The 24123-nt window shown below is 60.5% G+C and carries 22 protein-coding genes and 5 pseudogenes; 14 read left to right on the top strand and 13 right to left on the bottom strand.

Translation table 11 applies throughout. The annotated features are described in order from the left end of the window. The first annotated feature begins 9 nt into the window (after positions 1-9). Both IVA93_RS38315 and IVA93_RS38310 read left to right on the top strand, forming a co-directional pair. Positions 10-411, top strand: coding sequence for a cytochrome C oxidase subunit IV family protein (locus IVA93_RS38315; protein ID WP_247370048.1), 402 nt, complete (start codon positions 10-12; stop codon positions 409-411). Positions 412-441: 30 nt separating this feature from the next. Next, a complete protein-coding gene (locus IVA93_RS38310) occupies positions 442-735 on the top strand; it encodes a GYD domain-containing protein (protein ID WP_247790078.1) in 294 nt (97 codons plus the stop codon). 246 nt (positions 736-981) lie between these two features. Here the strand turns inward: IVA93_RS38310 and IVA93_RS41435 are convergent, their stop codons facing one another. Then, entirely contained in the window at positions 982-1116 is a 135-nt protein-coding gene (locus IVA93_RS41435) for a hypothetical protein (protein ID WP_256468824.1), read from the bottom strand. 155 nt (positions 1117-1271) lie between these two features. After that, entirely contained in the window at positions 1272-2828 is a 1557-nt protein-coding gene (locus IVA93_RS38300; RefSeq protein WP_247790096.1) for an ISL3 family transposase, read from the bottom strand. Positions 2829-2969: 141 nt separating this feature from the next. On the opposite strand from IVA93_RS38300, the pseudogene IVA93_RS38295 reads away from it, so the two are divergent. Continuing rightward, a pseudogene (locus tag IVA93_RS38295) lies at positions 2970-3985 on the top strand (IS110 family RNA-guided transposase). Between the two features lie 161 nt (positions 3986-4146). After that, a complete protein-coding gene (locus tag IVA93_RS38290) occupies positions 4147-4440 on the top strand; it encodes a hypothetical protein (RefSeq protein WP_247790077.1) in 294 nt (97 codons plus the stop codon). A 466-nt stretch (positions 4441-4906) separates the two neighbouring features. Here the strand turns inward: IVA93_RS38290 and IVA93_RS38285 are convergent, their stop codons facing one another. The 7 genes from IVA93_RS38285 to IVA93_RS38265 all read right to left on the bottom strand — a co-directional run bounded on the left by IVA93_RS38285 (position 4907) and on the right by IVA93_RS38265 (position 7864). After that, entirely contained in the window at positions 4907-5419 is a 513-nt protein-coding gene (locus tag IVA93_RS38285; RefSeq protein ID WP_247790076.1) for a septal ring lytic transglycosylase RlpA family protein, read from the bottom strand. 383 nt (positions 5420-5802) lie between these two features. After that, positions 5803-6144, bottom strand: coding sequence for a DUF4760 domain-containing protein (locus tag IVA93_RS41430; RefSeq protein ID WP_524536884.1), 342 nt, complete (start codon positions 6142-6144; stop codon positions 5803-5805). Between the two features lie 20 nt (positions 6145-6164). After that, a complete protein-coding gene (locus IVA93_RS41425; protein WP_502917327.1) occupies positions 6165-6464 on the bottom strand; it encodes a DUF4760 domain-containing protein in 300 nt (99 codons plus the stop codon). A 12-nt stretch (positions 6465-6476) separates the two neighbouring features. Then, on the bottom strand, positions 6477-6722 hold the full coding sequence (locus tag IVA93_RS38280; RefSeq protein ID WP_247470409.1) for a hypothetical protein: 246 nt from the start codon (positions 6720-6722) through the stop codon (positions 6477-6479). 305 nt (positions 6723-7027) lie between these two features. Further along, positions 7028-7240 (bottom strand): hypothetical protein, encoded by a 213-nt coding sequence (locus tag IVA93_RS38275; protein WP_247470410.1) that lies wholly within the window; start codon positions 7238-7240, stop codon positions 7028-7030. Between the two features lie 115 nt (positions 7241-7355). Continuing rightward, positions 7356-7649, bottom strand: a complete 294-nt coding sequence (locus IVA93_RS38270) for a hypothetical protein (RefSeq protein WP_247470411.1) — start codon at positions 7647-7649, stop codon at positions 7356-7358. After that, entirely contained in the window at positions 7646-7864 is a 219-nt protein-coding gene (locus IVA93_RS38265; RefSeq protein ID WP_247470412.1) for a hypothetical protein, read from the bottom strand. The genes IVA93_RS38270 and IVA93_RS38265 overlap by 4 nt, the downstream gene beginning before the upstream one ends. A gap of 1802 nt (positions 7865-9666) precedes the next feature. On the opposite strand from IVA93_RS38265, the gene IVA93_RS38255 reads away from it, so the two are divergent. The 3 genes from IVA93_RS38255 to istB all read left to right on the top strand — a co-directional run bounded on the left by IVA93_RS38255 (position 9667) and on the right by istB (position 13773). After that, positions 9667-10416, top strand: coding sequence for an outer membrane protein (locus IVA93_RS38255; RefSeq protein ID WP_247369731.1), 750 nt, complete (start codon positions 9667-9669; stop codon positions 10414-10416). A 1033-nt stretch (positions 10417-11449) separates the two neighbouring features. Beyond that, positions 11450-12964, top strand: a complete 1515-nt coding sequence (gene istA / locus IVA93_RS38250) for an IS21 family transposase (protein WP_524536836.1) — start codon at positions 11450-11452, stop codon at positions 12962-12964. Next, positions 12961-13773 (top strand): IS21-like element ISBj11 family helper ATPase IstB, encoded by an 813-nt coding sequence (gene istB / locus IVA93_RS38245; RefSeq protein ID WP_247300139.1) that lies wholly within the window; start codon positions 12961-12963, stop codon positions 13771-13773. The genes istA and istB overlap by 4 nt, the downstream gene beginning before the upstream one ends. Before the next feature lie 310 nt (positions 13774-14083). Here the strand turns inward: istB and IVA93_RS38240 are convergent, their stop codons facing one another. From IVA93_RS38240 to IVA93_RS38230, 3 genes and pseudogenes are all read right to left on the bottom strand, one after another. After that, complete coding sequence (locus tag IVA93_RS38240; RefSeq protein WP_247790075.1) at positions 14084-15037, bottom strand: IS110 family RNA-guided transposase; 954 nt, start codon at positions 15035-15037, stop codon at positions 14084-14086. Between the two features lie 586 nt (positions 15038-15623). Then, positions 15624-16102 (bottom strand): annotated as a pseudogene (locus tag IVA93_RS38235) (adenylate/guanylate cyclase domain-containing protein); the annotation flags it as partial. Between the two features lie 232 nt (positions 16103-16334). Then, entirely contained in the window at positions 16335-16664 is a 330-nt protein-coding gene (locus IVA93_RS38230) for a hypothetical protein (RefSeq protein WP_247369723.1), read from the bottom strand. A 768-nt stretch (positions 16665-17432) separates the two neighbouring features. On the opposite strand from IVA93_RS38230, the gene IVA93_RS38225 reads away from it, so the two are divergent. The 6 genes and pseudogenes from IVA93_RS38225 to IVA93_RS38195 all read left to right on the top strand — a co-directional run bounded on the left by IVA93_RS38225 (position 17433) and on the right by IVA93_RS38195 (position 21813). After that, on the top strand, positions 17433-17756 hold the full coding sequence (locus tag IVA93_RS38225; RefSeq protein WP_247790074.1) for a beta-barrel domain-containing protein: 324 nt from the start codon (positions 17433-17435) through the stop codon (positions 17754-17756). A 470-nt stretch (positions 17757-18226) separates the two neighbouring features. After that, positions 18227-19042: a septum site-determining protein MinD gene (gene minD, locus IVA93_RS38220; RefSeq protein ID WP_247369717.1), complete on the top strand. Its 816-nt coding sequence runs from the start codon at positions 18227-18229 to the stop codon at positions 19040-19042. Next, entirely contained in the window at positions 19039-19320 is a 282-nt protein-coding gene (gene minE, locus IVA93_RS38215; protein WP_371827279.1) for a cell division topological specificity factor MinE, read from the top strand. Before minD ends, minE begins: the two co-directional genes overlap by 4 nt. A 1135-nt stretch (positions 19321-20455) precedes the next feature. Next, positions 20456-20692, top strand: a pseudogene (locus IVA93_RS38210) (chromosome partitioning protein ParB); the annotation flags it as partial. A 321-nt stretch (positions 20693-21013) separates the two neighbouring features. After that, a pseudogene (locus IVA93_RS41420) lies at positions 21014-21094 on the top strand (P-type conjugative transfer protein TrbJ); the annotation flags it as partial. 455 nt (positions 21095-21549) lie between these two features. Further along, the gene (locus IVA93_RS38195; RefSeq protein WP_247378238.1) at positions 21550-21813 is read left to right on the top strand and encodes a hypothetical protein; all 264 of its coding nucleotides are present in this window, start codon (positions 21550-21552) and stop codon (positions 21811-21813) included. A 284-nt stretch (positions 21814-22097) separates the two neighbouring features. On the opposite strand, the pseudogene IVA93_RS38185 reads toward IVA93_RS38195, so the two are convergent. Then, positions 22098-23186 (bottom strand): annotated as a pseudogene (locus IVA93_RS38185) (IS256 family transposase); the annotation flags it as partial. A gap of 128 nt (positions 23187-23314) precedes the next feature. Here IVA93_RS38185 and IVA93_RS38180 point away from each other — a divergent pair. Then, positions 23315-23992 carry a hypothetical protein gene (locus tag IVA93_RS38180; RefSeq protein WP_247368136.1) on the top strand — a complete coding sequence of 226 codons (678 nt, stop codon included), beginning with the start codon at positions 23315-23317 and terminating at the stop codon, positions 23990-23992. The last annotated feature ends 131 nt before the right edge of the window (positions 23993-24123 follow it).

Below are 24123 nucleotides of genomic sequence, written 5' to 3'. Positions count from 1 at the left end.
GGTCGCAGCATGACAAACGTTGGGGTACATCTGGAAGCGCAGCAACACTCGCTGCAAGCCCCCGTGCATGACGCATCTGCATCAGGAGCCACCCACACAAAGGGCCAGCAGCATCCGATCAAGCTTTATCTCGTGGTCTGGGGATGGTTGTTCGTTCTGAGCACCTGCTCCTATCTCGTCGACTATTTTGGCCTCCACGGCCATCTCCGATGGTCGCTCATCCTGCTATTCATGATGTTGAAGGCTGGCCTGATTGTTGCGGTCTTCATGCACATGGCCTGGGAGCGGCTGGCTTTGGCCTACGCGATCCTGCTGCCGCCGGTCCTAGTGTTGGTATTCGTGGCGATCATGGTGTTCGAATCCGACTACACGCATCTGCTCCGGGTCTTGTTTTTCGCCCCGACGGCGTAGCCTTGCTTTCGTGCCAGAAGGAGGACGGCAATGACCACCTATGTCATGCTTGCAAATTGGACCGAGCAAGGCATCCAGAAGGCGAAGGACTCGCCACGCCGTCTGGACGCTGCGAAGAAGGCTGTCAAGGATATGAGCGGCGAGATCAAATCATTCTACCTGACCATGGGTGACTTTGACATGGTCGTGATCCTCGAAGCTCCGGACGACGCTGTTGCGGCTCGCTTTAGCCTGCAACTGGGGATGCTGGGAAACGTCCGGACGCGCACGTTGAAGGCGTTTCCCGAAGCCGCCTATCGGGAAATCATCAACTCGCTGGGCTAGAGCATGATCCGAAAAGCTGCGAAGCGGCTTTCCGAAAAGATAATGCTCAAACAAGAAGCTGAAGCGCGATGATGATTCATCATCTCATCGCGCTTTAGTCGGCTCGGGACTAAGTCGGCCGGAAGAAAGTTCGCTAAACAGGCAGTGCACCGAAGCACTATGATCGTGCGACGAATGCACATGACCCCGCTTCCGCTAGCGGACACGCCAAAGGAACTTCATCCGTTCATCGCATTCATCAATGGGCTATTGGAGCGAATGAAACTGATGATGGATCAGCAGCGGCGTTTTGTCGCCGATGCTGCGCATGAACTGCGGACGCCCATCACCGCGCTTAGTTTGCAGGCAGACAATCTCGATCCGGCCGATCTTCCCGAGCAAGCGCGCGCGAACGCCTCGGCGCGCTCAAGCAGGGCATACGCCGCAGCAAGCATCTTCTTGAGCAACTGCTCGCGCTGGCGCGACATGAGGCCGGCCCGAACGGTTGTGTTTCGGCATGGAATAAGGGCTCTGACGCAATTTTGGTGCAGCACTGGTCATGTGGCACCGATTAGTCGAGCCTGCAGCAAGTCGAGCTTGGCGCGTCCGTACATTTGGCGCTTCACCAGTTTAAGCTTGGTGATCTGGCCCTCGGTCTGTCCGTTGGACCAGGACGTTGTGATCGCTGCGCTGACGGCGGCCTTGTCCTTGATGACGCCGTTGGCGAAAGACATGACGAGGCTTGCGCGTGCCCGTTCCAACCATGGTTCAAGCTCTATGGGAGCCTTCTTGCGGATCATCGCATGGAAAGCGGCTATGATCTCTCGAGCTTCCACCAGAAGAGGAACGCCTTGCTCGATCGCCGCAATGGTGACGGTCTCTGACCTTGATAGTGTATCGCGGCCATTGGTCATCAGGCGGGCGATAGTTCTCGCGGACGGTACGCGCTGCAGGCTCTGAGCATCGGGCATTTCGGCACGCCGACGGCGTGTCGCCCATTCGGTAACGACTCGCACCGAGCCTCTAAATCCCTGCGCCTTGAGGCAACGCCACAGGTCGGCGCCATTACAATGACCAGCGGCCCACTGAACATCGAGCCATGGCAGGTAGTGCTCGAGCGAGCTTTCGCGCACCCTGAACACGTCGGATCGCTGACCTCGCAATACCCTGCGGATGAGGCCCCGGCTATGGCCGGTGAGCCGTACGATCTCCTTTATGGAGACGCCCGTCTCAGCCTGTTTGAGGATTGCCGCGTTGGTGTCTTCTCGCCGAAGATAACCCTCATATTGAATGCGCTCGCCGGCGGTCAATAAGTTGGGATTTATGGTGGCGGAGCCGACCGCGATGCGGACCTGGCGCATGGATTTGCGAACCGCATCCAGGAAGGCGTGGCTGGCGTTCTCCATGAGGTGCCAACGGTCGGCGACCTGGGTGGCGTGCGGGAGTGCCTTGGCCGCAGCAAGGGCGTAACCGCCGCCGCGGTCGCGCGCGACCACAGCGATCTGTGGTTGCCCCGCGAGCCAGGCCTGCGCAGTGGCTGGCTCTCTGTCGGGTAAGAGAGTGATCGGTCGTCGCCGCTCGAGGTCGCAGATGATAGTTCCATACCGCTGATTGCGCCGCCAGGCCCAATCGTCGATGCCGATAACGCTCGGCGCAGCAAAGGGTGGACACCCGCGCCTTCTAACCACCCGAAGCAACGTGTCGTTGCTCACGGGCAGCATAAGTCGACGGGCAAAACTCGCCGCTGGGCGGCCACCCAAGGCGAGGCCAAGGTGATGGACGATCAGATCGAGCCGGGTCGTTCGCCGCGCCCACGGTGCTAGAGCGCCGTCATCGAAGCGCTCGGTGAAAATACGCCGACCGCAGAGAGCAGTAACGCAGCGGAAGCGGCGCGCCACGACCACCAAGCGAACCTGCCGCCCCGCAAGCGGCAGATCGGTTAGGCGCCGCTGATATCGGCTATGGATCCGCCCAGAACTGGTCCCGCATCCGGGACAGAGACTCGTCCCGCTCGTGGGACGCACGGTGATCACGGTCGTAGCGCCATCACAAAAGGCGCTTTCCACGTCAAACCCGTGAGGGACCAGAGCCGACGGACGTAGGGCTCGCTGCATCATATTGATTCCTTTGTGAAACCAACACGAGCCGGCGCTTGAACTTCATCAAAAGTGATGGTGTGGAACGGCCCTTCGAACCGGCATCAAAAGTGCCTAACGTGGTCGCGTAGAGAGGCGCCACAAAGGAAGGACCGTTCCATGGAGAAGATTATCACGGTGGGTTTGGATTTGGCCAAGTCGATCTTTCTTCACGGCATCGCCGAAAACGGGAAAGTCTTGGTTCGCCGCACATTGCGGCGATCGCAGATTCTGCCCTTCTTTCGGAGCCTTCCAGCTTGCATGGTAGGTATGGAGGCCTGTGCGAGTGCCCATCACTGGGCACGCGAGATCGCGGCGCTGGGCCACGCTGTCCGCATGATGCCGCCAGCCTACGTGAAGCCTTACGTCAAACGAAACAAGACCGACGTGGCGGATGCTGAAGCCATTTGTGAGGCGGTCACCCGCCCGACAATGCGGTTCGTACCGGTGAAGACTGCCGAACAACAAGCGGCCAGCATGATTTTGCGAACGCGAGAGCTGCTGATGAGGCAGCGCAGCCAGACTGCAAACGCCCTACGTGCTCATATGGCCGAATTGGGCATTATCGCCGGCACAGGCATGGCAAGCATCGCAAAACTCCTGGTGCTTCTCCGGGACGAAAAAGACAATAGGATCCCCGGCGCCGCCCGCTTTGCCCTGATCCTATTCGCTGAACAGATTGAGCTGCTTACAACCCGCATAGAGAAGCTCGACAGAGAGATTTTGGTTGCCGTCAGAAAGGACCCCGATGCAAGGATTCCGGGTGTCGGTCCTCTCATCGCCGCTACCGTTCGGACATCGGTTTTGGACGCTCGCAATTTTGCGACTGCACGAGATTTTGCGGCTTGGACGGGGCTCACACCGAGGGCACAGTCGAGCGGCGGAAAAGAAAGGCTCGGCGCGATATCAAAGCGTGGAAATCGGCAACTACGGACGCTTTGATCGTTGGTGCGACCTCTATCATCAAGCTTGCTAAACGAGGCTTGAAAGTCCCACTCTGGATTCGGACCATGCTGCAAAGACGACCGGTCAAGGTCGCATCGGTCGCGCTCGCCAATAAGATTGCGCGCACGATCTGGGCCTTGCTGGTCAGAGGCGGCATCTATCAGGCGCCGGCCGCAATGCTGAAATCCTAATCTTAAGAGCTCTCCGGCGGAAGAAGAAAGCTGCCGAGGAGGCAAGGTGCAAATCTGGATGAACCCCGAATGACGTCATTCCCGGTAGCAATCAGACCGCCTGACTCACTGCGCTTCGAGCGCGAGAAATTGATTGGGCGATTGCTTCCGCGGATATCATCGTGGCCAGCGGCCAGGCGCCGCGTTCACAGGCCGAACATATGACCGCACCGTCATCCCTTGTTCAACCAGAGAAAGATCTTGCAGCCCGGGCCGTTCCACATATGAGTCAGAGCCCTTATTCCATGCCGAAACACACCCCTCGCACTGGTTTGGGCGTGCTCGCCCGCGCTCTGCCTGAGTCCGACGACATTATCGCTAAGTTACGCGCCTCGCGCTACTCGCAGATCCAGGAGCTACCAGCCGGCAAGATCAAGACCTACAAGGCCGTCAAGGAGGGCACGGGGCCTCGCTAGTCGTCGACAGCACGGTCCACGTTGCAGACGTTGCGAGCTATTTAGACGGGCAGCCGAAGCCAAAGGTCGTTGCTGGACAACGTACCGGCCGGCGTGGCTATCTCGATATCGACGACGCGAAATGAGCCGGGCTGGTCATCATACAATTAGCGAAGATGCCAGACAGGGCCGAGTTCTGGTGTAATGGCGAAGTCATCTAAGGCAGTCGCGACGTATCGAACGGCATCGCGATGTGCTATCGGCGCGGAGAACATCGTTTCCATCAGCGTGGCAAGGCTCATACCTTCCTGGAGCAAGGTTCGCGCGACTTCGTCACCGTGGACGAGCCTGAGGGCGGATACGAGGGCCGCGATAGCGTCAGGGTTCTTTAGAGACACGGCACATTGGTTTCTTGCCAAAAGCCGGACTGTTGACGCAAGGGCGCGTGGGCGGCGGTTGCGTGTTTTCTCGGGGCAATGGACGTCTGCTACAACACCTCAGCACGAACCTGAGCCACGCCACGTTTCGTAATCCCCAAGCTGTGCGCAGCGGCCAGCGAGAGGTCGAGGACACGGCCACGGACCCAGGGTCCGCGGTCGGTGATACGAACCACCACCGACTTATTCGTCTCAAGATCAATGACGCGGACTCTCGTGCCGAACGGCAGACGGCGGTGCGCCGCGGTTAGTAGATTCCGATCAAATGATGAACCGCTCGCTGTCTTCCCTTTGGCATACGAATAGTACGAGGCTTTTCCGGAAATGGCTCGATTGAAAGATTGACCGCCTGAACGATCTTTCGAGGACTCTTCTCCGTTCGGAGGTTGCGTTTGCGGCTCATCCTTCTTTATCTGATCGAGCCCTTCAGGAGCGGGCTCCGCTTGAGCCTTTGGGATGATAGACCATCTGTCATTGAATGTTTGCCCGACAGCAGGGGTCGCGTGAAGCCCCGTCAAAGTCGAGACCGTTGCAATCACGATCATTCCAGAAAGCGGACGCATGATCGACCTCGCCACAACTCACAAAACAGAGAAACAATGCAAACTCGTAAGGCGCGTTCCGGGACATCCGGGATTCATATGCGGAGAGGTGATTTCATACCGATGTTTCTGCAATGTCTCGCACGGCGGAACCTAGACGCAGCGCAGCAAGCAGATAGCCAGCTAGAAGCGCGACCGGTAGCCGCTGATGATGCACCGCCGGAGGCTCAGGTCATGAAACAAGGGCCCGCCGGGTTAGCGCTATGTTGGCGACTCTGCTAACCCAATCCAGTGATCGGTGCCCGCCGATTGCCAACAATCTCAATTAAACTCCGCCGGCTGATAAGGTCGGCGGGTTTTTCTTTTTGCGCGCCAGCAACGCCGGTTCCCACTGGCGGGTGCAATTAGGTGACTGTGCGTGATGGCGTATCTACTGGGGCCTGCGCACTTCCCTCTGGGGCTGCGGGCGTAATCGGACCTGCCACTACGGTAGCAGGCGGCTTTTGTTTCCGTTGCCGAAGGGACCAACCATCCAGCTTCTTCTTCCATCGCTTGTTCAAGTCTGGCATCGAAATATAGGCGGAAAGGTCATCCGGATCAGTGCGACTGAAATCAATAATCTTGCTGGCGTCCTTACAATGCCCGACGAGAGCGCCGGACCAGTAATGGTAGGCAACCTTCTCGTCGAACACCTTGTTGGCGATTCCAACTGCAATGAGCTCATGAATGTTCAGGCACGCATGCACTGTCTTATATTCATCGCCCTTTACAACTTCCTTGAGAGCTTCCCCCCGTTGATCTGTTTGCTTACAGCTTCCACATGATCATCGAATGCTTGGAACAGTTTCACGATCGAGCTATCCGCCTCAGTCTTGAGAAAGAAGTCGATCGTAGCTCTCCTGCGTGCAATCGTCCTCGTGACATGTATCGAATAGAACGCTATGCCCCCAACAACGATGGCAACACATGGCGTGATCAGAGGCGCATACGGCAGAAGCTTGTTCGCTGCGAAGTGGGCAGTATCGTATATTGCCCAACCCCATGACGCGATGCCTTGACCGCTCATTGATAGCTGCGATCAGTAACGCGGTGTCCGATGACCGGTGGCGCCGGTGTAGGGATTCGCGTTTCCGCTGGTGCCGAAGTTGTCCCGCTGCGTGCCGTTCGGATTGGTGGCGACGTACGGAGCCACATAGGTGCCGATGCTACGGGTGTAGCCCGACGAAGTGTGCGTGCTCGGGTTCGAGCCAGTGCCGCTGAGATATTGCGCGTGTGCTGTGGTTGCGGCGAGCGTTACTGCGACGGTCAGAACGAGTCGTTTCATTCCCAGTCCCCCAAATGGTTTTATAAAGCGCCGCACGCAACCACAGCTAGACCGCGGCGTCGAGTCCCGACTAAGGAATGGGCCGGCTACTGTCGCCTTGGGAATTTACGGGGTCGCCGGCTCACGCTAGCGGGGCCCCAATCTTTCCGGGAAATCTTGGCAATGGCGCGGGCCCACTTGCATCCCAAAAGCCCCCCGACCGCCTTGGGGCTGAACTGATCGTGCGGAACAGAGCAGCGCCGACCGCAGGCGCCGCAGCGATGCGGAAGCCTGCGGATTCCCCCTTGAAACGCCCCGGGGCCTCCCTAGACCTCCTGGTATTGAACGCCGAGGTTCTCGCACGCGGTCTCAAAAGTCTTCTTTGCCTCCGAATCTTCAAAGCAAAAGCGCGCCCCAATGTCCGCGCGATCGATCCACCAGTCGATTTTTTGTCCTTCTGCAATGCGCGACGCTTCTCCGCGGAGCAGATCAAGTTGTCTCCCGGCGGCACGAACGATCAGGCAATTTTCCTTGGCCATCAAATGCTGTCCTCAAATGGTGATGCAGTATGGATAATTGATGCCGACAAAAGATGAAAATCATGTGGCCGAGGGCGGGAACAAGCGGCAATCGAGGCGGAATCCCCCGCGGAGATCATTGATCCCTTTTCAGCTTGCGCCGGTCCCAATGCGGTTCTTTCCCCTTCGGGTTGAACTCCGGGACATGTTGTCGCTTCAGTGCCCTCATGATCCCGATCCGGGCAAACATCGTCGGTCCGCCGCCTTCCGCTACCAGGATCAGCGCTTGCATCGCCGCTTGCCATTCCGGTGCCGCGTGCTCTTTCTTCGGCAAGGGGCAATGTACTCGCCGGCGTCGAGTTAGCGTCAGCAGAGAGCGATCGTCAATCCTGACCGGATCCTCGAAGGGGCGCCGCCAGCCTTTGGTCATTTCGTCTTTCGATAGCGGGCGAGCTCCGCTCTTGCGAGTGCCCGGGCCTGCTCAAGCGCTTCTGCCCCGGTCAACAGGTTCGGCGCGAGCCGCCGTCCCGGCATATCGTCCCAGTAGAAATAGACGCTCGCCCGACCATCGGCGAAGCAGACTTCGTAGCTGCCGGTCTGGGGCACAGCCTCGTGCTTGCGGATGCGGACGGGGGTGGGCGCCATCGGTCTAAGCAATTGCCTTTTCGGCCTCGGGTTCATCCTGAGGCCGCTTTTTAGGTCGGCGCCGGTTCACCGGGCCATTCTTCTTGGAAAGAAGCGACGATAAGCGCCTGGACAGCTTGGGCTCGCCCCCGGATGATGTAAGTTTCCGTGCAAATCCCTAACGATTGGGGGCTGCCGTGGGTACTTTCTTACTCCTGCTCGCGGCGTGCGTTGTTGGTGTTCTTCTCCTACAGGCCTTCCGCCGATAGGGCCGACTGCGGACGCAAGAGTTGCCATTAATCCTCAGCCCAGCGCCGAATTAAGCTTTTTGGCCGGTTGTTTTTGACTGTGCACGGTTGAGCGCGTTCAACTCCATCAGTGGAGACGAACGTGATCACTTGGCTGCTCGTAATCGTAATCGCGGTCAGCGTTGCAATCCTGATTGCCCACGCGATTGACGCGATACGTTCCTGAAGCTCAGCGCTGCGGCGCGCCCTTCTGCTTGTCGTGCGTGTGGCACGCTCGCGTCAGGCGGCCGGTTCACGCTGGCGGGCCCGCTGTTCTCCGGGCGAGAACAGATTGTGATTCTAATAAATCTTCGTTTGTTCCTTGCGCGTGTATTTATAAGCGGAACACCTAGAAGTAAGGCCGCCTCAGTTAGCGGCCTTCTTGCTGTAGTTCTCTGCGATCTCGTGCAGCGCGGCGCGCTCGAGGGGATCGGTCGTCGCCTGGGCCAGCTCGCGGCAGATAGCTTCCATATCCTACCGGTGTCTTCGCAAGCGACGCAGTTCATCGCTTAGCCTTCGCGGCTCCGTTCTCGGCCTCGGCTGCACCCGCGCGTCGACCAAAACCTCGGTGATCGCCTCGCGCAGGCTGTCCCGATCGAGGATGCGGATGAGCGGGTCGATGGTCTCGGCCGCGTCTCACTCGCGCGTGAGGTAGTCGGCGATACCATCATGGCGAGGTCGTAGCTCTGCTGATCCGCTTGGCGGGGGCGAGGCGCGCCATGCTCAAGCAGCTCCGGGTAATGGAAGCGCGAGTTGGACGGCAAAGGGCTTGGTAGCATTCGCTTCGATGAAGGCCCGCAAGGCGGGCGTGATCTCGGCGGCGGCGGCGCGTTCCGCCAGCTCATCTGCGACCTCGCTGGTCGCGTCGCGGGGCCACCCCTCAATGCGGCTGAAAGCCACGGTACTGGCCTAAGAGCGGGTCGCGGATGATCGTTCCGAACTCGGTGTGCTCCTCGTCGGTCTCGCGCCTACCGCAGCCCGCCCTGGCGCCGAGATCATCCAGGAAAGATTCCGGTTCACGCTGGCGGGCCCAAGCGGCGCGTTCCGGTGGACGCTAGCCTTAATTGCCCCGCATTGCTGGTCGAACGAGCCCCATGCGTGCCGCATATGGTTGGAAGAATTGCAGGTTGATTGCTGCGGTTGCCGCGTTGCTTGCATCCGGCGTCGGGCTAGGAGGGTGCGCCACTTCGAGTACCGGCTCTTCATTGATGGACGCACGAGCGCAGGCACCGGCCCAGGGTGAGAGCACTACAACTGCCAAGCCCTGAATGGTCCGCCACTGTTCCTACTGCGGTTGACGGTGGAGCGCCGGACTACGGGCGCCCGGAGGGCTCTGCGTTTCCACTACGCAAGATCGGAACCTTATGAGGTTCCGCCGACTTGGGGAACTTAAGTGGTTAATTTACATGACCTATTCCATTCCGATATTCACTGAGTGTTGCAGGCTAGCTACAGCAATAAGCAAGGGAAAAAGTAACGTCTGCGCGGCAGTGGGTGAACAAGTCGTGCTTTCAACTTCTTCCTGGGGAGACACTCGTGAGAAAACTTCTACTGACTGCGGCCGGGGCACTGGCTCTCGGCCTATCGGCTCCCGCCAGCGCGGCGGATATGGCAGCGCGTCCCTATACCAAGGCGCCTCCGATGGTCGCCGCTATTTACGACTGGAGCGGCTTCTACATCGGCGCCAACGGCGGTTGGGGCTCAAGCCGCAACAGCTGGGATTCGGTTGCGCCCTTCCTGGTTGGCCCCGAGGGTTCGCACGATGCAACCGGCGGTGTTGCGGGTGGTCAGGTTGGCTATCGCTGGCAGACCGGCACCTGGGTGTTCGGCCTGGAAGCGCAGGGCGACTGGGCGGACCTGCGCGGCAACAACCTGAGCACCCTGTTCGGACCGGGCTTCCGCAACGATTCACGGATCAATGCGTTTGGTCTGTTCACGGGTCAGCTCGGCTGGGCCACCAACAACGTCCTGTTCTACGTCAAGGGCGGTGCTGCCGTGACCGATAATCGCAACCGGATCTATTCGACTGCGACTGGCGCTGTGCTTGCCACCACCGGCGATGACACCCGTTGGGGCGGCACGGTTGGGGTGGGCCTGGAATACGGCTTTGCCCCCGGCTGGTCGGCTGGTGTCGAATACGATCATCTGTTCATGCAGGATCGTACCCTCACTTTCACGGGCCCCGCGGGCCTAGCATTCGGTGCGGATCGCATTCGTCAGGACGTCGATCTCGTCACGGTTCGCGTCAACTACAAGTTCGGCGGCCCTTCCATCGGACGGTACTAAACCGTTCAGCTCTCCCGTTCCAGTAAACTGGCCCGGCCGCAACAACGGTCGGGCTTTTTCTTGATAATCCGCTCTTTCTGATTGCGCCTGAGTTCTTGAACAGGCTGAACGGGACGGTGTGAGTACTCCCACGTCAAGCCGAGTTTGATTGTAAGGGGCTGCCTGGTTCAGCCTAAGTGCGCGGGCAGGGCCTTCCTCGCCGCCCTGGAGCATCCGCCAGCCGAGCACGAGCCGATGCTTGACGAGCTGATCGAGCACCCGTCGGCGAGCGTTCTCCCGCGCCTTGCCAACACGCCGCAACGTCGCATCAATGATCGCAAGGGGCGTCGCGGGAGTAGGGGACGGAGGGCGCGGGAGCGCTGGTCGGCGTAGACCAGGAGGAGTGACGATGACCGACGTGCTTCTTTGGGACGCGGGGCCTGGATCATCATCATGGTCGGAGCTGTCGGTATTCTGGCAGCGGCCATGCATGCTCGCCGCATTAGGCGGGAAAAAACGCCGAGGCGGGCTTGAAGCGATCGACGCAAATCACGGATCCTATTGCGCGACATGGGCAAGGCTCGCCACGACGACGATCTGGCTGACTATCACCTTCGCGCCGCCGGCGTCGCGGCGATCTGGATCGAGGGGCCGGGCATATCGGCGCGGCGACCGTCGCGACCGTCGAGGACCAGCCGGGCCGCATCGTCGATTGCTGCATCCGCGGCGTCACTTCCGCCGCAGCTATCACTGTACGATTGAAGCAGTCCGTCCAGGCAAGCCCGAAGCCATCCCGCGCAAGCTCGAGGATGGCGGCCGGGCTCTGCGTCGGCCTCACCAAGCACCACACGGACGTGGAGTGCGGCGCGGCAATCAGGATGGAAGTGCAGCGTCAATCAGGATGAGAGAGCTTCGCCGGGCTCGTGACGCAGGGAGGGCGTAGCCCGACCGGAGTTACGAGCCCGGCGACGGCGCGATCCGAGCGGACCGCGCCGTCTGGTGATCGCGGCTGGCCGGTGATGGATGGTTCTTCTCGCCAAAGAGGAATCACCCGTTGCCAGGCTGCCATGTCACCGATCACCAGATGAGGCTCTACATGAAGTTCCGTCAAACCAATTCGCCGCCAGAGGCGGCCGCGAAGGCGTCGTTCAGTTCGTCGACCGCTTATCGGCTCGAGAAGGATCTGCGCCTTCCGTCGCAAAAGAAGACACCGCGGCAAAGGCGGCGGCCGGATCCCTTGGCCAACGTCTTCGGCCTGGAGGTCGTGCCGATGCTGAAGGCGGCTCCCGGCGTGCGGCCCGTGGCCATCTTCGAGGAGATGCTCCGACGCCATCCTGAGCTGGGGGCTGGAATCCGCCGCACGCTCGAGCGCCGGATCCGCGCCTGGCGGGCGATCCACGGCGAGGAGCAGGAGGTCATCTTCCGCCAGACCCACGAAGTGGGCCAGGTCGGCCTGTCCGACTTCACCGATATGGGCGAGCTTGGGGTCGCCATCGCTGGCGTGCCGCTCGATCATCGCCTGTATCACTTCCGGTTGGCCTATTGCGGGTTTGAACACGCCGATGTCGTGCTCGGTGGCGAGAGCTTCGTCGCATTGGCCGAAGGGCTGCAGAATGCCCTGTGGTCGCTCGGTGGGGCACCGCGGGAGCATCGGACCGACAGCCTGTCGGCCGCCTTCTGCAATCTCGATCGCAATGCGAGGGACGATCTGACCAGGCGGTACGAGGACCTCTGCGCCCACTACGGCATGCGGCCTTCCCGCAACAATCGCGGCATCGCCCACGAGAACGGGGCGATCGAAAGCTCGCATGGCCATCTCAAGCGCACGATCGCCGATGCGCTGCTGTTGCGCGGCACTGCCGACTTCGATGATCTCGCCGCCTATCGCGGCTTCATCGACGAGATCGTCAGCCGCCGTAATGCCCGCAACTCCAAGCGGATCGACCACGAGCGCGCCACCCTGCAGGCGTTGCCAGATCGCCGCACCTCGGACTACGAGGAGGTGATTGTCCGCGTGACGTCAAGCGGCGGCTTCACCTTGCGCAAGGTGTTCTACACCGTGCCGTCGCGTTTGATCGGGCACCAACTGCGGGTGCGCCTTTACGACGATCGTCTCGACGTGTTCGTCGGCGGCACCCATCTCGTCACCCTGCCGCGTGGGCGGCCGCATTCCAACGGCAAGCACGACCAGGTCGTCGATTATCGGCACGTGATCCATTCCTTGCGGCGCAAGCCAATGGCGCTGCTCAATCTCGTCTACCGTGATCGGCTGTTCCCGCGCGATGCCTATTGCCGAACCTTCGATTGCTTGCGCGAACGGCTGCCGGACAGGAAAGCCTGCCGGATCATGGTCGATCTGCTCGCACTGGCCCATGAGCGCGGCTGCGAGGCCGAACTCGCCGATCAGCTCGCGACCGAGCTTGATGCCGGCCGACTGCCCGACCTCAACCGGCTGCGCGCTTACTTCTCTCCCGATCCGGCCTGCGTGCCGCACGTCGTGGTGCAGCTCGCACCGCTCGCCACCTATGAGTGCCTCATCGGTGCCGGCGAGATCGGAGGTGCCGCATGAGCACGGCCAATACCATTGACACCGCGCGCCTCAATCTATTGCTCAACGAGTTGCGGCTGCCAGCCATCAAGGTGCTGTGGCCGCAATTTGCCGAGCAGTCCGACAAGGAAGGCTGGCCGGCGGCCCGCTTCCTCGCCACCATTGCCGAGCACGAGATCGCCGAACGCGGCCGCCGCCGCGTCGAGCGCCATCTCGTCGAGGCGCGGCTGCCCGCTGGAAAGACCTTCGACAACTTCGACTTCGAGGCTGTGCCGATGATCTCCAAGGCACAGGTGACCGCGCTCGCCGCCGGCGATGGTTGGCTCGGCAAGGGCGCCAATCTGCTGCTGTTCGGCCCGCCCGGCGGCGGCAAGAGTCACTTGGCGGCAGCCATCGGCCTGGCCCTTATCGAGAACGGATGGCGCGTCCTCTTCACCCGCACCACCGATCTCGTCCAGAAGCTCCAGGTGGCGCGGCGCGAGCTCAATCTCGAGGCCGCCATTAACCGCCTCGACCGCTTCGACCTCCTGATCTGCGATGATCTTGCCTACGTCACCAAGGACCAGGCCGAGACCAGCGTGCTGTTCGAGCTCATCAGCGCTCGCTACGAGCGGCGTTCCATGCTGATCACCGCCAATCAGCCCTTTGGAGAGTGGAACAGGGTCTTCCCGGATCCTGCTATGACGCTCGCCGCCATCGATCGCCTCGTTCACCACGCCACCATCGTCGAGATGAACGTCGAAAGCTATCGCAGGCGCACCGCGCTCGAGCGGAAGCGTGGTCCAGGGCGACCATCCTCGCACGCGACACCAAAAACACTCGCTGATTGACGCTCCGCGACAATCAGAGCGAACAAAACTCTTGCGCGCGACAATCATTGCGGCAATCATCACCTCGCCGCGACACCGACTCGCCATCCTGATTGTCGCGCGCTTCCCATCCAGATTGTCGCGCTATAGTGGAGCGCCCTCGCGCCGCGGTCGCGGCCTTCAACGCGGCGATCGAGAAGATGGAGGCGGCGAACTATTCGAGTTCAACGCGGCCTTCAAGGCCGCCCGGAAGGTTCACCCAACCATCCGCTACCAGGATTACCTGCACGCCCGGAAGGCGGCTATGCTAGAGGCCACGCTAGTAGGTAACTCAACTTCGGGATATGGCAGAAACATCCAGTGGGGCAGGCGATGTCGTCGGCCCCTTTTCCGACAGAGCGCGCTGGTAGCGATTGCCGCGCCTCAAGATTTTGCCGAGGATCGTGCGGTCTCCCGTCGAGATCTGCGGGGGCACCAATCCGAGCCAGGCGCCGAAGTCGCGGCCTTTGGAGAAGACGTCTCCAGTGCCGATCGCAGCCACCATGGCGCTCGAAATGATCGGCCCGATGCCAGGCACCGCCATCGGGCGCGACATGCCTGATCTTGACGGCCAGGGCTTCGATCTCGCCGGATAGGCTATCGATACCTGATCCAGCCGGCGCCAGTCGCCTGCCAACTCCTCGATGACACGCAACATGCGTGGCGACAGGGCATCGGTGCGCGTCGCAAGGATGGTGGGCAGTTCCGTGCGCAGGAAGCCGATACCCTGGCGAACGGCGATCCCCCGTTCCAGCATGAAGGCCCGAAAATGGTTGATGATGCCGGTGCGTTGTGAAACCAGCGGTTCGCGCACCCGATGCAGCGCCTGCAGATCCAGTTGCTCTGCGGTCTTGGTCACCACGAACTTCATCGTCGGGCGCTGCACGGCTTCGGCAATCGCTTCGGCATCATTGAAGTCGTTCTTCTGTCCCTTGCTATAGGGACGAACATATTTGGCCGGCATCAACCTAGCATCATGACCAAGCGATGCGAGTTTGCGGCTCAGGTGATGTGCGCCGACGCCGATCAGGCAAGGCGGTATGTTGGCGAGCCGCACTTCCACTTGGCCACGCGACCACTTTTGCCGCAGCACGATGGCGCCGCGTGCATCGTGGCCCACGACCTGGAACGAGCTCTTGCCGATATCGGCGATCGCGGTATTGCGTATCTGGGACATGGCGTGCTCCTTGTCTTTGGCGTCCCTAGCCAGCTTATCGCTGGCGGGGCAGGAGCACGGCCGGACCATCCCATTCTGATGTCCCCAGTCAAGCACACAACGCACGGTTTCCCATCTCCACGAGGCTTATCGTGAAGTTCTTGCACCGATAGATCGTGCAGAGGAGAAGGCGGAACCCAAAGACGTCGGTGAACAGGCTCTGATGCGCGGGTTGGATACCGCATTTCCGTTTTTTCGTCTGGGGCTGTCCCTGGTCTAGCGTCAGGCGTCGATCGGATGATTGGCCACATAATGGGTTTCAGGATTTCCCCTGCCGTGGTCCCACCTTCACCTCTGCACGATTGATGTCTGCGACTACCCCTGATCCTGATTGCAATAAAGGGGGCTGTGGGCCGGTCGAGCGCACCTCACGACTCGAGCGGTCCACAGCCCGCAACGACGCTACGCCTGTCGAGGTGGCATGAGCTCGCGATTGATTGCCCAAATGAAGGCGGATAGCTCTCGGGCAATCGCCGTGACGATTGCGGTTCGCCGCTTGCCCTTCCGCTCAAGTGAGCGGAAGCGTCCGCACAATCTGGTTTGCGCTTTCCACGCAATCTCGCGCGCGCGTCTCGGTGCCGCCTCCACCTTTGGCTGCTTGTCTCGGCTCACGCGCGGCGGATACGGCTCGCTCGGCGTCGTCCTCGTGTGCCTTCGGATAGCCGAAGTAGATGAGCACGCCGTCGCCCATGTACTTTGCAACGAATCCTTCGAACCGGCGCACAGCACGGGCAACACACGTCTGATAGGCCGAAATGACTCACGCAGATCCTCTGGGTCCAAACGTGCGGAGAGCGACGTCGAATCGACAAGGTCCGAAAACATCACGGTGACCTGGCGGCGCTCGGCCGTATCCTTGGCAGCTTTGTCCCTTACCAGTGGAGTGTCGACTATTGTCGTTGGTGCTCCTCCCTCGGAGTGCAACCTCTCGATAGCGTTGAGCAGCTTACGGCGATGCCCTACAAGTCCGACCCCAAGGTCCTTTAAGTCCTCGGCCGTCAAGCTCGGCAGGACTGTTTCGTCAATCTGATTGTCGCGGAATGCCGCCTCATATTGTTCGAGGCCAAGCCTCCGCAGCCACCCTCCGACGTCCATGACGGCGCCCTATCACCTAACGTTACATGATCCCTCAAGCGAAACAGACTGTCTAGGTACCGCGTTCGAATGGTCTCGGGGAGGGCAGTTCTTGGCGAAACGCGGACATTCGCCTGATCGGCACATCCGCGAAGAGCCAAGATCTACGACGAGGTGAGGGTTCCGCAGCCATCCTCTCATACAGCCGCCACCTCTCTGCGCGAGTGCGGCAGATGAGCTAGATCTGCTGGGGTCATTTGGAGGCAACGCCCTCCTCGAGCAGCTCAACCTTGCCGCGCGTGTTGTCTGTTATCGCAAAAACCTCGTAAAAATCGATCTGCGGCTTCATGCCGTAGCGCTGGATGATGCCCTCGAGCCACGGCCCGGTGTAGAACGCCGTAGCGTCCTCGATACGCTCCCACTGGTACACGCCGCCCGCCCAGCCGCTTTCGGACCAGATGAAGTGCTTGCTGATCAGCCCCGTCACCTCGCGGAAGTTGGGTGCGATCTTGTGAAAGTGCTCGCAACACGCGGCGTAGTCGATCTGCGGCGGCAGCTTGTATCGTACAACGGCGGTAATCATGTGACCTCCTTGTAAGCATGCCCGGCACAACATTGATGGCAAACCCGCGATCAAGCAAACGAAGCGGGAAGCGACCTGGTCAAAGGCGCAAAGCTAACCGGTAGCTTCTGTTCTGCTGCGACAAGTCGACTATTCCAGAGCACGCTGGACTCAGCGTTAGAAGTCAGCCTTATCCTGCATGGTCTTTGGATAGGCGTCGCTCAATTCGCGTAACGCAGGCTCCATGCTGGCGCGTGTGTACGACCGAAATATCGATCATCCACTCGCGCCGATCGCGATCACATGCGACAGACGGTGCCGTGAGTAGGTCAATACGATTGACAAGAGCCTTAATTGCCGCGGCTATCTTCCTCCAGTGTCATCGGCAGGGCAGGGCGCGCTCGGCATCTGATGGAAAATGCGAGCGCGGCACGGGCTCAGATGATGCCCGAAGAGAGGCGAGCTAAGGGCCCGCAAAGCGCCACCCGGTGACCGAAGAAAACCAACCGCCGCTGCGGGGAAGAATCCGCGCGCGTCGCGCTGGCGCAGCCAGAACGTGGGGCTCAACACCTATTCGGCTTGTTTTCAGGCCCGCTGCGATCGCGATGCCGCGGTAAAACAACTCGAGAAGGCCGCCCGACGAAACGAGGTCACCCTGCTCGAGGCGCCGGCAGATGCCATCGTCCTCGATGTCGCGCAACGCTCCGTAGCGTCGATTATGAAAGAGGCGGAGCCGCTCTACACGCTCGTTTCCCCCTCGAAGCAAAGGTTCTGGTCGAGGGGCGCGACGTGGGAAAGGTCAAGACCGCATCTCTCACCCGCGTGAAACTGGAAGCGTGGCCGTTTCAGAAGCACGGCACCCTGGAGGGACAGGTCAGAACGCTCTCCGAGGACGTTTTTAGTCCAGATCCCAAGAAAGACGGGGAAGCACGGCCGCACTACAAGGCGCGCATCAAGCTCACCTCAGCCGAGTTGAGCAATGTGCCAAACCATTTCCGTCTTATTCCCGGGATGGCCGTAACCGCGGAAATCAAAGCGGGCGAGCGCAGCGTCATGTCGTATTTCCTCTACCCGCTCCTTCGGGGGCTCGACGAGAGCATTCGAGAGCCGTGATGAATGCGTCGAGTTCAGCGGCCCTCTTTTGAAGGTTGGGTTGTGGCCCTTCACGACTGTTGCGCCGCCTCACGTCATCGGTCGCTGAAGCGCCATAGCGGAAATGGACGGGCCGGCGTCTATCGCAGCAGACGACGCTCTTGACCCGAACCCGAACTCCCAGAATGTCCGATAACACGGAGTTAAACCGGAAGCGGCTTGCTCAAGTCCGCGGCCGAAAAGAGGACGTCGTTAACCGGTGATTAACGAACACCGCTCAATCTAAAACAAAGCAACCAAAAAACAGCGAGTCGGCACTCCTGGATTCCAAGGTGCGGCTGCAACGTCGGTTGGTTCGTCTCCGTGGCCGGTCCTACGTCACGTTCGTGTTTTCCCCGGTCATGCCAATCGTGAACTGGTTTGGGAATCGACGCAACGCTTGCCCCGTTCGCCCGGATTTTTTGTCGGGCGCGCCGGCAAAGGAGGTAAGGATGGCCAAAGTCTTGGTCGTAACGTCAGGTAAAGGCGGCGTTGGAAAAACCACTTCCACCGCCGCGCTCGGTGCCGCGCTCGCACAAAGCGGAGAAAAAGTCGTAGTTGTCGATTTCGACGTCGGCCTGCGCAATCTCGACCTCATCATGGGGGCGGAACGACGCGTTGTATTCGACCTCATCAACGTCGTGCACGGCGTTGCAAAGGTTTCGCAGGCGCTGATCCGCGACAAGCGGCTCGAGAATCTATGGTTGCTTCCTGCATCCCAGACCAGGGACAAGGATGCCCTGACCGATGAGGGGGTCGAGCGCGTCATCGCCGATCTGCGAACCAAGTTCGATTGGGTGCTCTGTGACAGCCCGGCGGGCATTGAGCGAGGTGCAACCCTTGCGATGCGCTATGCGGATGAAGCGGTTATCGTCACGAATCCCGAAGTCTCGTCCGTCCGTGATGCTGATCGCATTATCGGGATGCTCGATTCCAAGACTGCAAAGGCAGAGAAGGGCGAACAGGTGAAGAAACACGTGTTGATCACCCGGTATGACTCGGGCCGCGCAGCACGAGGCGAAATGCTCAGCATCGATGACATTCTCGAAATCCTCACCACTCCACTTCTGGGAATCATTCCCGAAAGCCAGGACGTCCTGCGGGCGTCAAACGTCGGCTCCCCGGTCACGCTGAACAACGCCGCAAGCGCGCCCGCCCGGGCCTATACCGATGCGGCGCGGCGCCTGAATGGCGAGATGATTACGATGATGGTGCCGGTCGAACGCAAGGGCTTTATGGAAAGGCTGCTTGGACGGAGGGCGGCATGAGCATGAACTTTTTGCGGTTACTCAGCCGCCGCCCCGGTTCCGCCCCGGTTGCCCGGGAGAGGCTGCAAATTCTTTTGGCGCACGAACGCGGCCTGCGCGGCCAGCCGAATTTACTTGGGATTCTGCGGGAAGAGATACTTGCCGTGGTCTCGCGACACGTCATGCTCGATCCGGAAAAGGTTATCGTTCGGATGGATAGAGGTGAAAGTGTCTCGACGCTTGAAGTCGATATCGAGCTGCCCAATGAATTCGAGAAACGGATCGCGGCCGCAGGCTGACGCAGGTCCTGCCCCTGAGGAAAGCACGGGGTCATTTACCCGGGAATACCGCGTGGCTTCTTTGGAAGCATCGGTGGCGACGGTCCCTATGACGGGCGTCATGCGAGCCTCTGCGTGTCTACGTGCGGAAGCTCGCCCATCTCGCGGGACCGGCCGGCGCCGTGGCGCTGTTTTCCGGCGACGGCCAATTCCGCGCCGCGACAACGGATCCACGCTCGTCGGGGCGAGGTGGTCGGATTTCCTCGGCACGGCGTGCTTGCTCTGACACATGCGCGGGGAGCCGCGGGGTGCGGTCGGCTGTCGTCCCGACGCAGACGAATCCTTGCGCTAGGTCTGACATCGCGTCTGCAGGTTCAATGCTTTGAAAAGCACATCGAAGGCACCTGACCGGCACGGCCTGGCCTCAGCGACTGGTTGGGCGCGACTGGCGCCAGCGCTTGCCTCGGAAGTTCCGTGCCGGGGCCGAGGTCTGGGCAGCATGATCGCGGATTTTCCGGTTGCGCTGCGCTCCTGCTGCTCGACGATCTTCGAATCTTCTTGCGCAACGATCGCAGTTTGGTCCGGCGGATGCATCATTTCGCTCGAGGAAAGCGGCTGCGGCGGCGCTTTGAATTGCCGAATTTCGAGCCCGTCTACCTTGGTCAGTGTATCCTGTGAGGGGCGCAATCCGACAGTCGCCTCAGCAGGCGGCTCGTTCACAGGCTCTGTCATGCGAGGCGGTGCCTCGAGCTCCATCACCGCGAGTGTCGCGAGGCCAACGAGGAAGAGAGCCACTCTCATCTGATTTCACGCTCTCCGAACGAGAAACCTCGCTCAGATCCTCTTAGAAGTGAGCTCCAGAAATCGGAGAACGATTGCAACGGTCCAATAAGGCCGCTTAGCGGCAGAGGTGAACCAGGGAGAACGGCTACGGGAGAAGATCAACGACAGGGTTAACGCGGGTCATGTGAACTGGCCCGCTGAAGCGGACAGTTAACTCGCCGACGATGTGGCGCTGACAGCTTCTCACTTTGAAAATGTCACCAAAACTCGCCGCTCGACGGCCATTTCGTCCTCACTAGGCTCAGGCAAATTGGCGGCTTCATCTTGAGGGGGAGACGTGCGTCTGTGAGCCAGCTGTCATTTTGTCTTCCGATATCTAGGTCGCGTCACCAAGGCCCGCATTCTGGAGGCTGTCAACGACGGTGTGAGCGGCGAGGCTGCCGAGCGGATGGCAGATATGAAGAAGGTCGATATGGCGGAAGCAGCCGAGCAGTTGCTCGCTGCGACCGACTGGCTGCCCGCTGTGCTGAGGACTGCCAAGCCGCAAGAGCAATCCGATGCGCCCAATGCTGGGCTAGGCGATGATGCCTATTCGGAGGCTGCCGAGTGAGTTCTCATCCGGGGCCGCGCGTGCGCGGCCCCGGCCAACCATCCAAAATTTCGGCCGCGCGCCTTGGCGCGCGGCCGATTTAATTGATGCAAAGGTAGCGATCACAGACGCATGCCGACACCTGGAGGACGGATACGGGTCCTTCCGATATTGCCGATCGTCGCGAACCGCTAGCCCGGGATGGTCGTCTGGCCCGCTTCATCAGCGGCGATGTGCTCTTGGCCGGGTCCTTGTTCAAACGAATGATGGCCGCCGTTCGGATCGTCTTTCGGCGGGAGTTCCTTCCCGCGGCGGTCCGATACGCCACGACAGCATGCGAAATTGGTCGCTCAGGCCCAGCGCATTGCTTATGATGTACAGCAGATCGACCGCGCGTTCTCGACCAATTATGCGCCGGCGACGCCAGGGATCGACGTCGTGACGTGCAAGAACAGACAAGACGCTCAATGTCATCTCATCTGTATCGCAAATGGAAGCGAACAAAAATGCATCGTACTGAGACTCTAGACGAGGAAGGTCGGTCATTTCATACTCCCGCTTCCGCTAGGCAAGACGCAGTGTTGACAATCGGTGCGGAGTCGCGGCTGCTGGAGTTGCTAAGCTGACGCCTCAGTTCACGGGTTTCTTCAAAGCGCCTCGTCACGTCACGGAGGATCGCTGCAGTTCCAGCGGGCCGTCTCCCGTCATCGCGCAACAAGACAATAGTGAATTCGACAGAAATGAGCCGTCCGTCCTTGGTCAATCCCGGCACTGACAAAAGGTCGCCTTGGCCGTAAGGGCTTTCTCCGGTTGCGCGCGGCCATCAGATCGCCGCGGTGGCCGTGGCCCGGAAGCTCACCGTGCTTTGATGGCATTTGTTGACGAAGGGCGAGGATTACCTGTGGGCGCGCCCGGCACTGGTCGCCATCAAGACCCGCGCGATGCAGCTTCAAGCCGGACATCCGCAACAGAAAGGCAGCCGGCGTGGGCCAGCGTATGCCTACAACATCAAGGTATTGCGCGACCGCGAGATGTTGATTGCCGCACAGGCGGAGCAAAGCTACGAGCGCTTGGTGAGGCAATGGAAACCATGGCGGCCAAAAACCGGCGCGCGGGCGCCTCAACTCGGCAAGACAAAATAGGGCAGCCTGGTGGCGCTTGCAGCCGATGCGCCACGCTTCGCCACGAGGTCGCCCGCGCCCACCCAGGATAATCCCGCCTGACGGCAAGTGCCAGCCAGGAATGCAGTCCCGTTCCACGCCAGCATGCCGCCGTGCTCGGGCCGGTCAAGGCCAAACCTTGCGGTGGCCGCAAACGCGGCCAGCCTTGACCGCCCCTGCGCGCGGCGGCTGCGAGATCGATGGCCGGGACGGAAGAATGGCCCGCGGCGCAGCCGAACAAAAGAATGGACGTACGCGATTTCTGCAATCGTCATCTCGGTCATGAAAAAAAATCGCTTGTCCATCTCATCCGTCGTCCGGCAAGTGTTTCCAGTGCTCGGCCGGGAAGTCGTAGAACGCCAGTAGCGTGTCTCGATCCTTGCTCAGGCAATCGGCGGCCTTCTCGTACTTCAGCGCGTAGCTCTCGATGAAGGCGTCGAACGCCAGCTCGGCGGCGAGCTTCGTTTCAATCATCCAGATCTCCTGCAACGCGCGTTTGGCCTTCGGCTGCTGGCTCTTCGGCAACTTGGCGAGCACGTTGGCGGTCTTGTGCACCCAGCAGCGCTGCTCGCGCGTTTTCGGCCAGACCTCGCCGGCCGCCTTCCAGAACCCGAGTGCGCCATCGGCGATGGTAAGCTGCGGCGCCACGTCGAGCCCGCGCCGCTTCAGATCGAGCAGCAGATCGCGCCAGTCCTGCGCGCTCTCGCGGGCGCCATCGGTGAAGCCGACCAGTTCCTTGCGGCCTTCCGGGGTCGCGCCGATCAGCACCAGGATGCACTGCTTTTCGTCTTCGAGGCGCGCTTGAAGATGGATGCCATCGGCCCAGATGTAGACGTAGCGCTTCGCCGACAGATCGCGCCTCTGCCACGCGGCGTGCTCGTCGAGCCAGCCATCCTTCAGGCGACCGATGGCGGATGCCGACAACCCGGCAGCATCCTTGCCGAGCAGCGCAGCCAGCGCCTCAGAGAAGTCGCCGGTCGAGATACGCTTCAGGTAAAGGATCGGCAGCAGCGTCTCGATCGACTTCGACCGGCGCATGTAGGGCGGCAGGATCGACGGCGAGAACCGGATGCGGCCAGGATCGGCGGCGTCCGCTTCGCGATCGCGTACACGCGGCTGGCGGACGGCGACCGGACCGATGCCGGTCATCACCTCGCGCTCCGCAGGTGACCGTGGCGGACGACGCGCTGGTGGCCGTCCCGGGTCTTCAAATGGGCATGCTGGCCTAGAAAGTCTGCGACCTCGGCCTCGACCGCCTGGGCCAGCAGGGCACGCGCTCCATTGCGCAAGACTTCTGTGAGTTGATCGTCGAAGATTCCTGGCTGAATCAGATGGATGACGTTATCGTTGGACACGCCATATCGCTCCTTCGGTGGAGAAGTGGAGGCGTCAAGCACCCCCACGATATGCCGCCTTTCCGATTCCCGCCGTCACCAACTTTGGGCGATAGCTCGGTCAACTTTCAATTCGAGGGTATTTATTAATGTCGGCAGCTAACCTCATCGTCGGCTCGGACGGGGCTCATCTCATTTCAGATGCACTCGTATGGAGCACAGCGGATCAGACGATCACAGCGATCTGTAACAAGGCGACCTTGCTTCCTCAATTTCGGGCTGCTGCAACGATCCGCGCCGAGCACTTTGTTGTTTTTCAGGCCGTGTCGCTTGCTCTGTCGACAATAGCGGCAAGCGGCTTTGACGAATTCCAGCAGGCGATCGGCCCCACGCTTAAGGAGCTGAATGACCGGATGGCCGCAATGGGCGCCGCGAGTCCATTCGAGGTGTCGGTCGCGGGAATCTCAGAACAGGGTGGCCCATCCGCTTTCCGGATGACGACGCTGCAGGCCGGCAGCGAGCACATCGAGCCGTGGCAAATCGTTGAGATGCCGCGGGGGTTTAGTCCATGCCCGTGCAACACCGAGTCGCAAGAGACGGAAATCAGGGTAGCAATAGAGAAGGCACCGGCAAGCCTTGATGGTCACGTCATCGCTGCGTTGAAAACACAGGGTGATATCGCTAGCCGGGACTTCACTGAGGGCCGGACTCCGTGTTGGGTGGGCGGTTTCGGGCAATTGACGACCATTGGCGCCAGCGGCATTTCCACGCGGATCATTCCCCGGTGGCCGAATGATGTTGTCGGGCAGAAGCTGGTCTCGCGCTGATGACTCGCGAGCCAACCATGAAAATGAATTTCGGCAACCTCCCGTCAGAACTCGCAGGCTCTTGCGCTTAGCACGCCTTTCCAACTCCGTTCCCACGAGGGAACAGTATGCCAATGTTCAAAAGCGAACAG

It is taken from the genome of Bradyrhizobium sp. 155 (assembly GCF_023101105.1).
In the GTDB taxonomy this organism is placed as follows: domain Bacteria; phylum Pseudomonadota; class Alphaproteobacteria; order Rhizobiales; family Xanthobacteraceae; genus Bradyrhizobium; species Bradyrhizobium canariense_D.
This window is presented reverse-complemented; position numbering and strand designations above follow the sequence as displayed.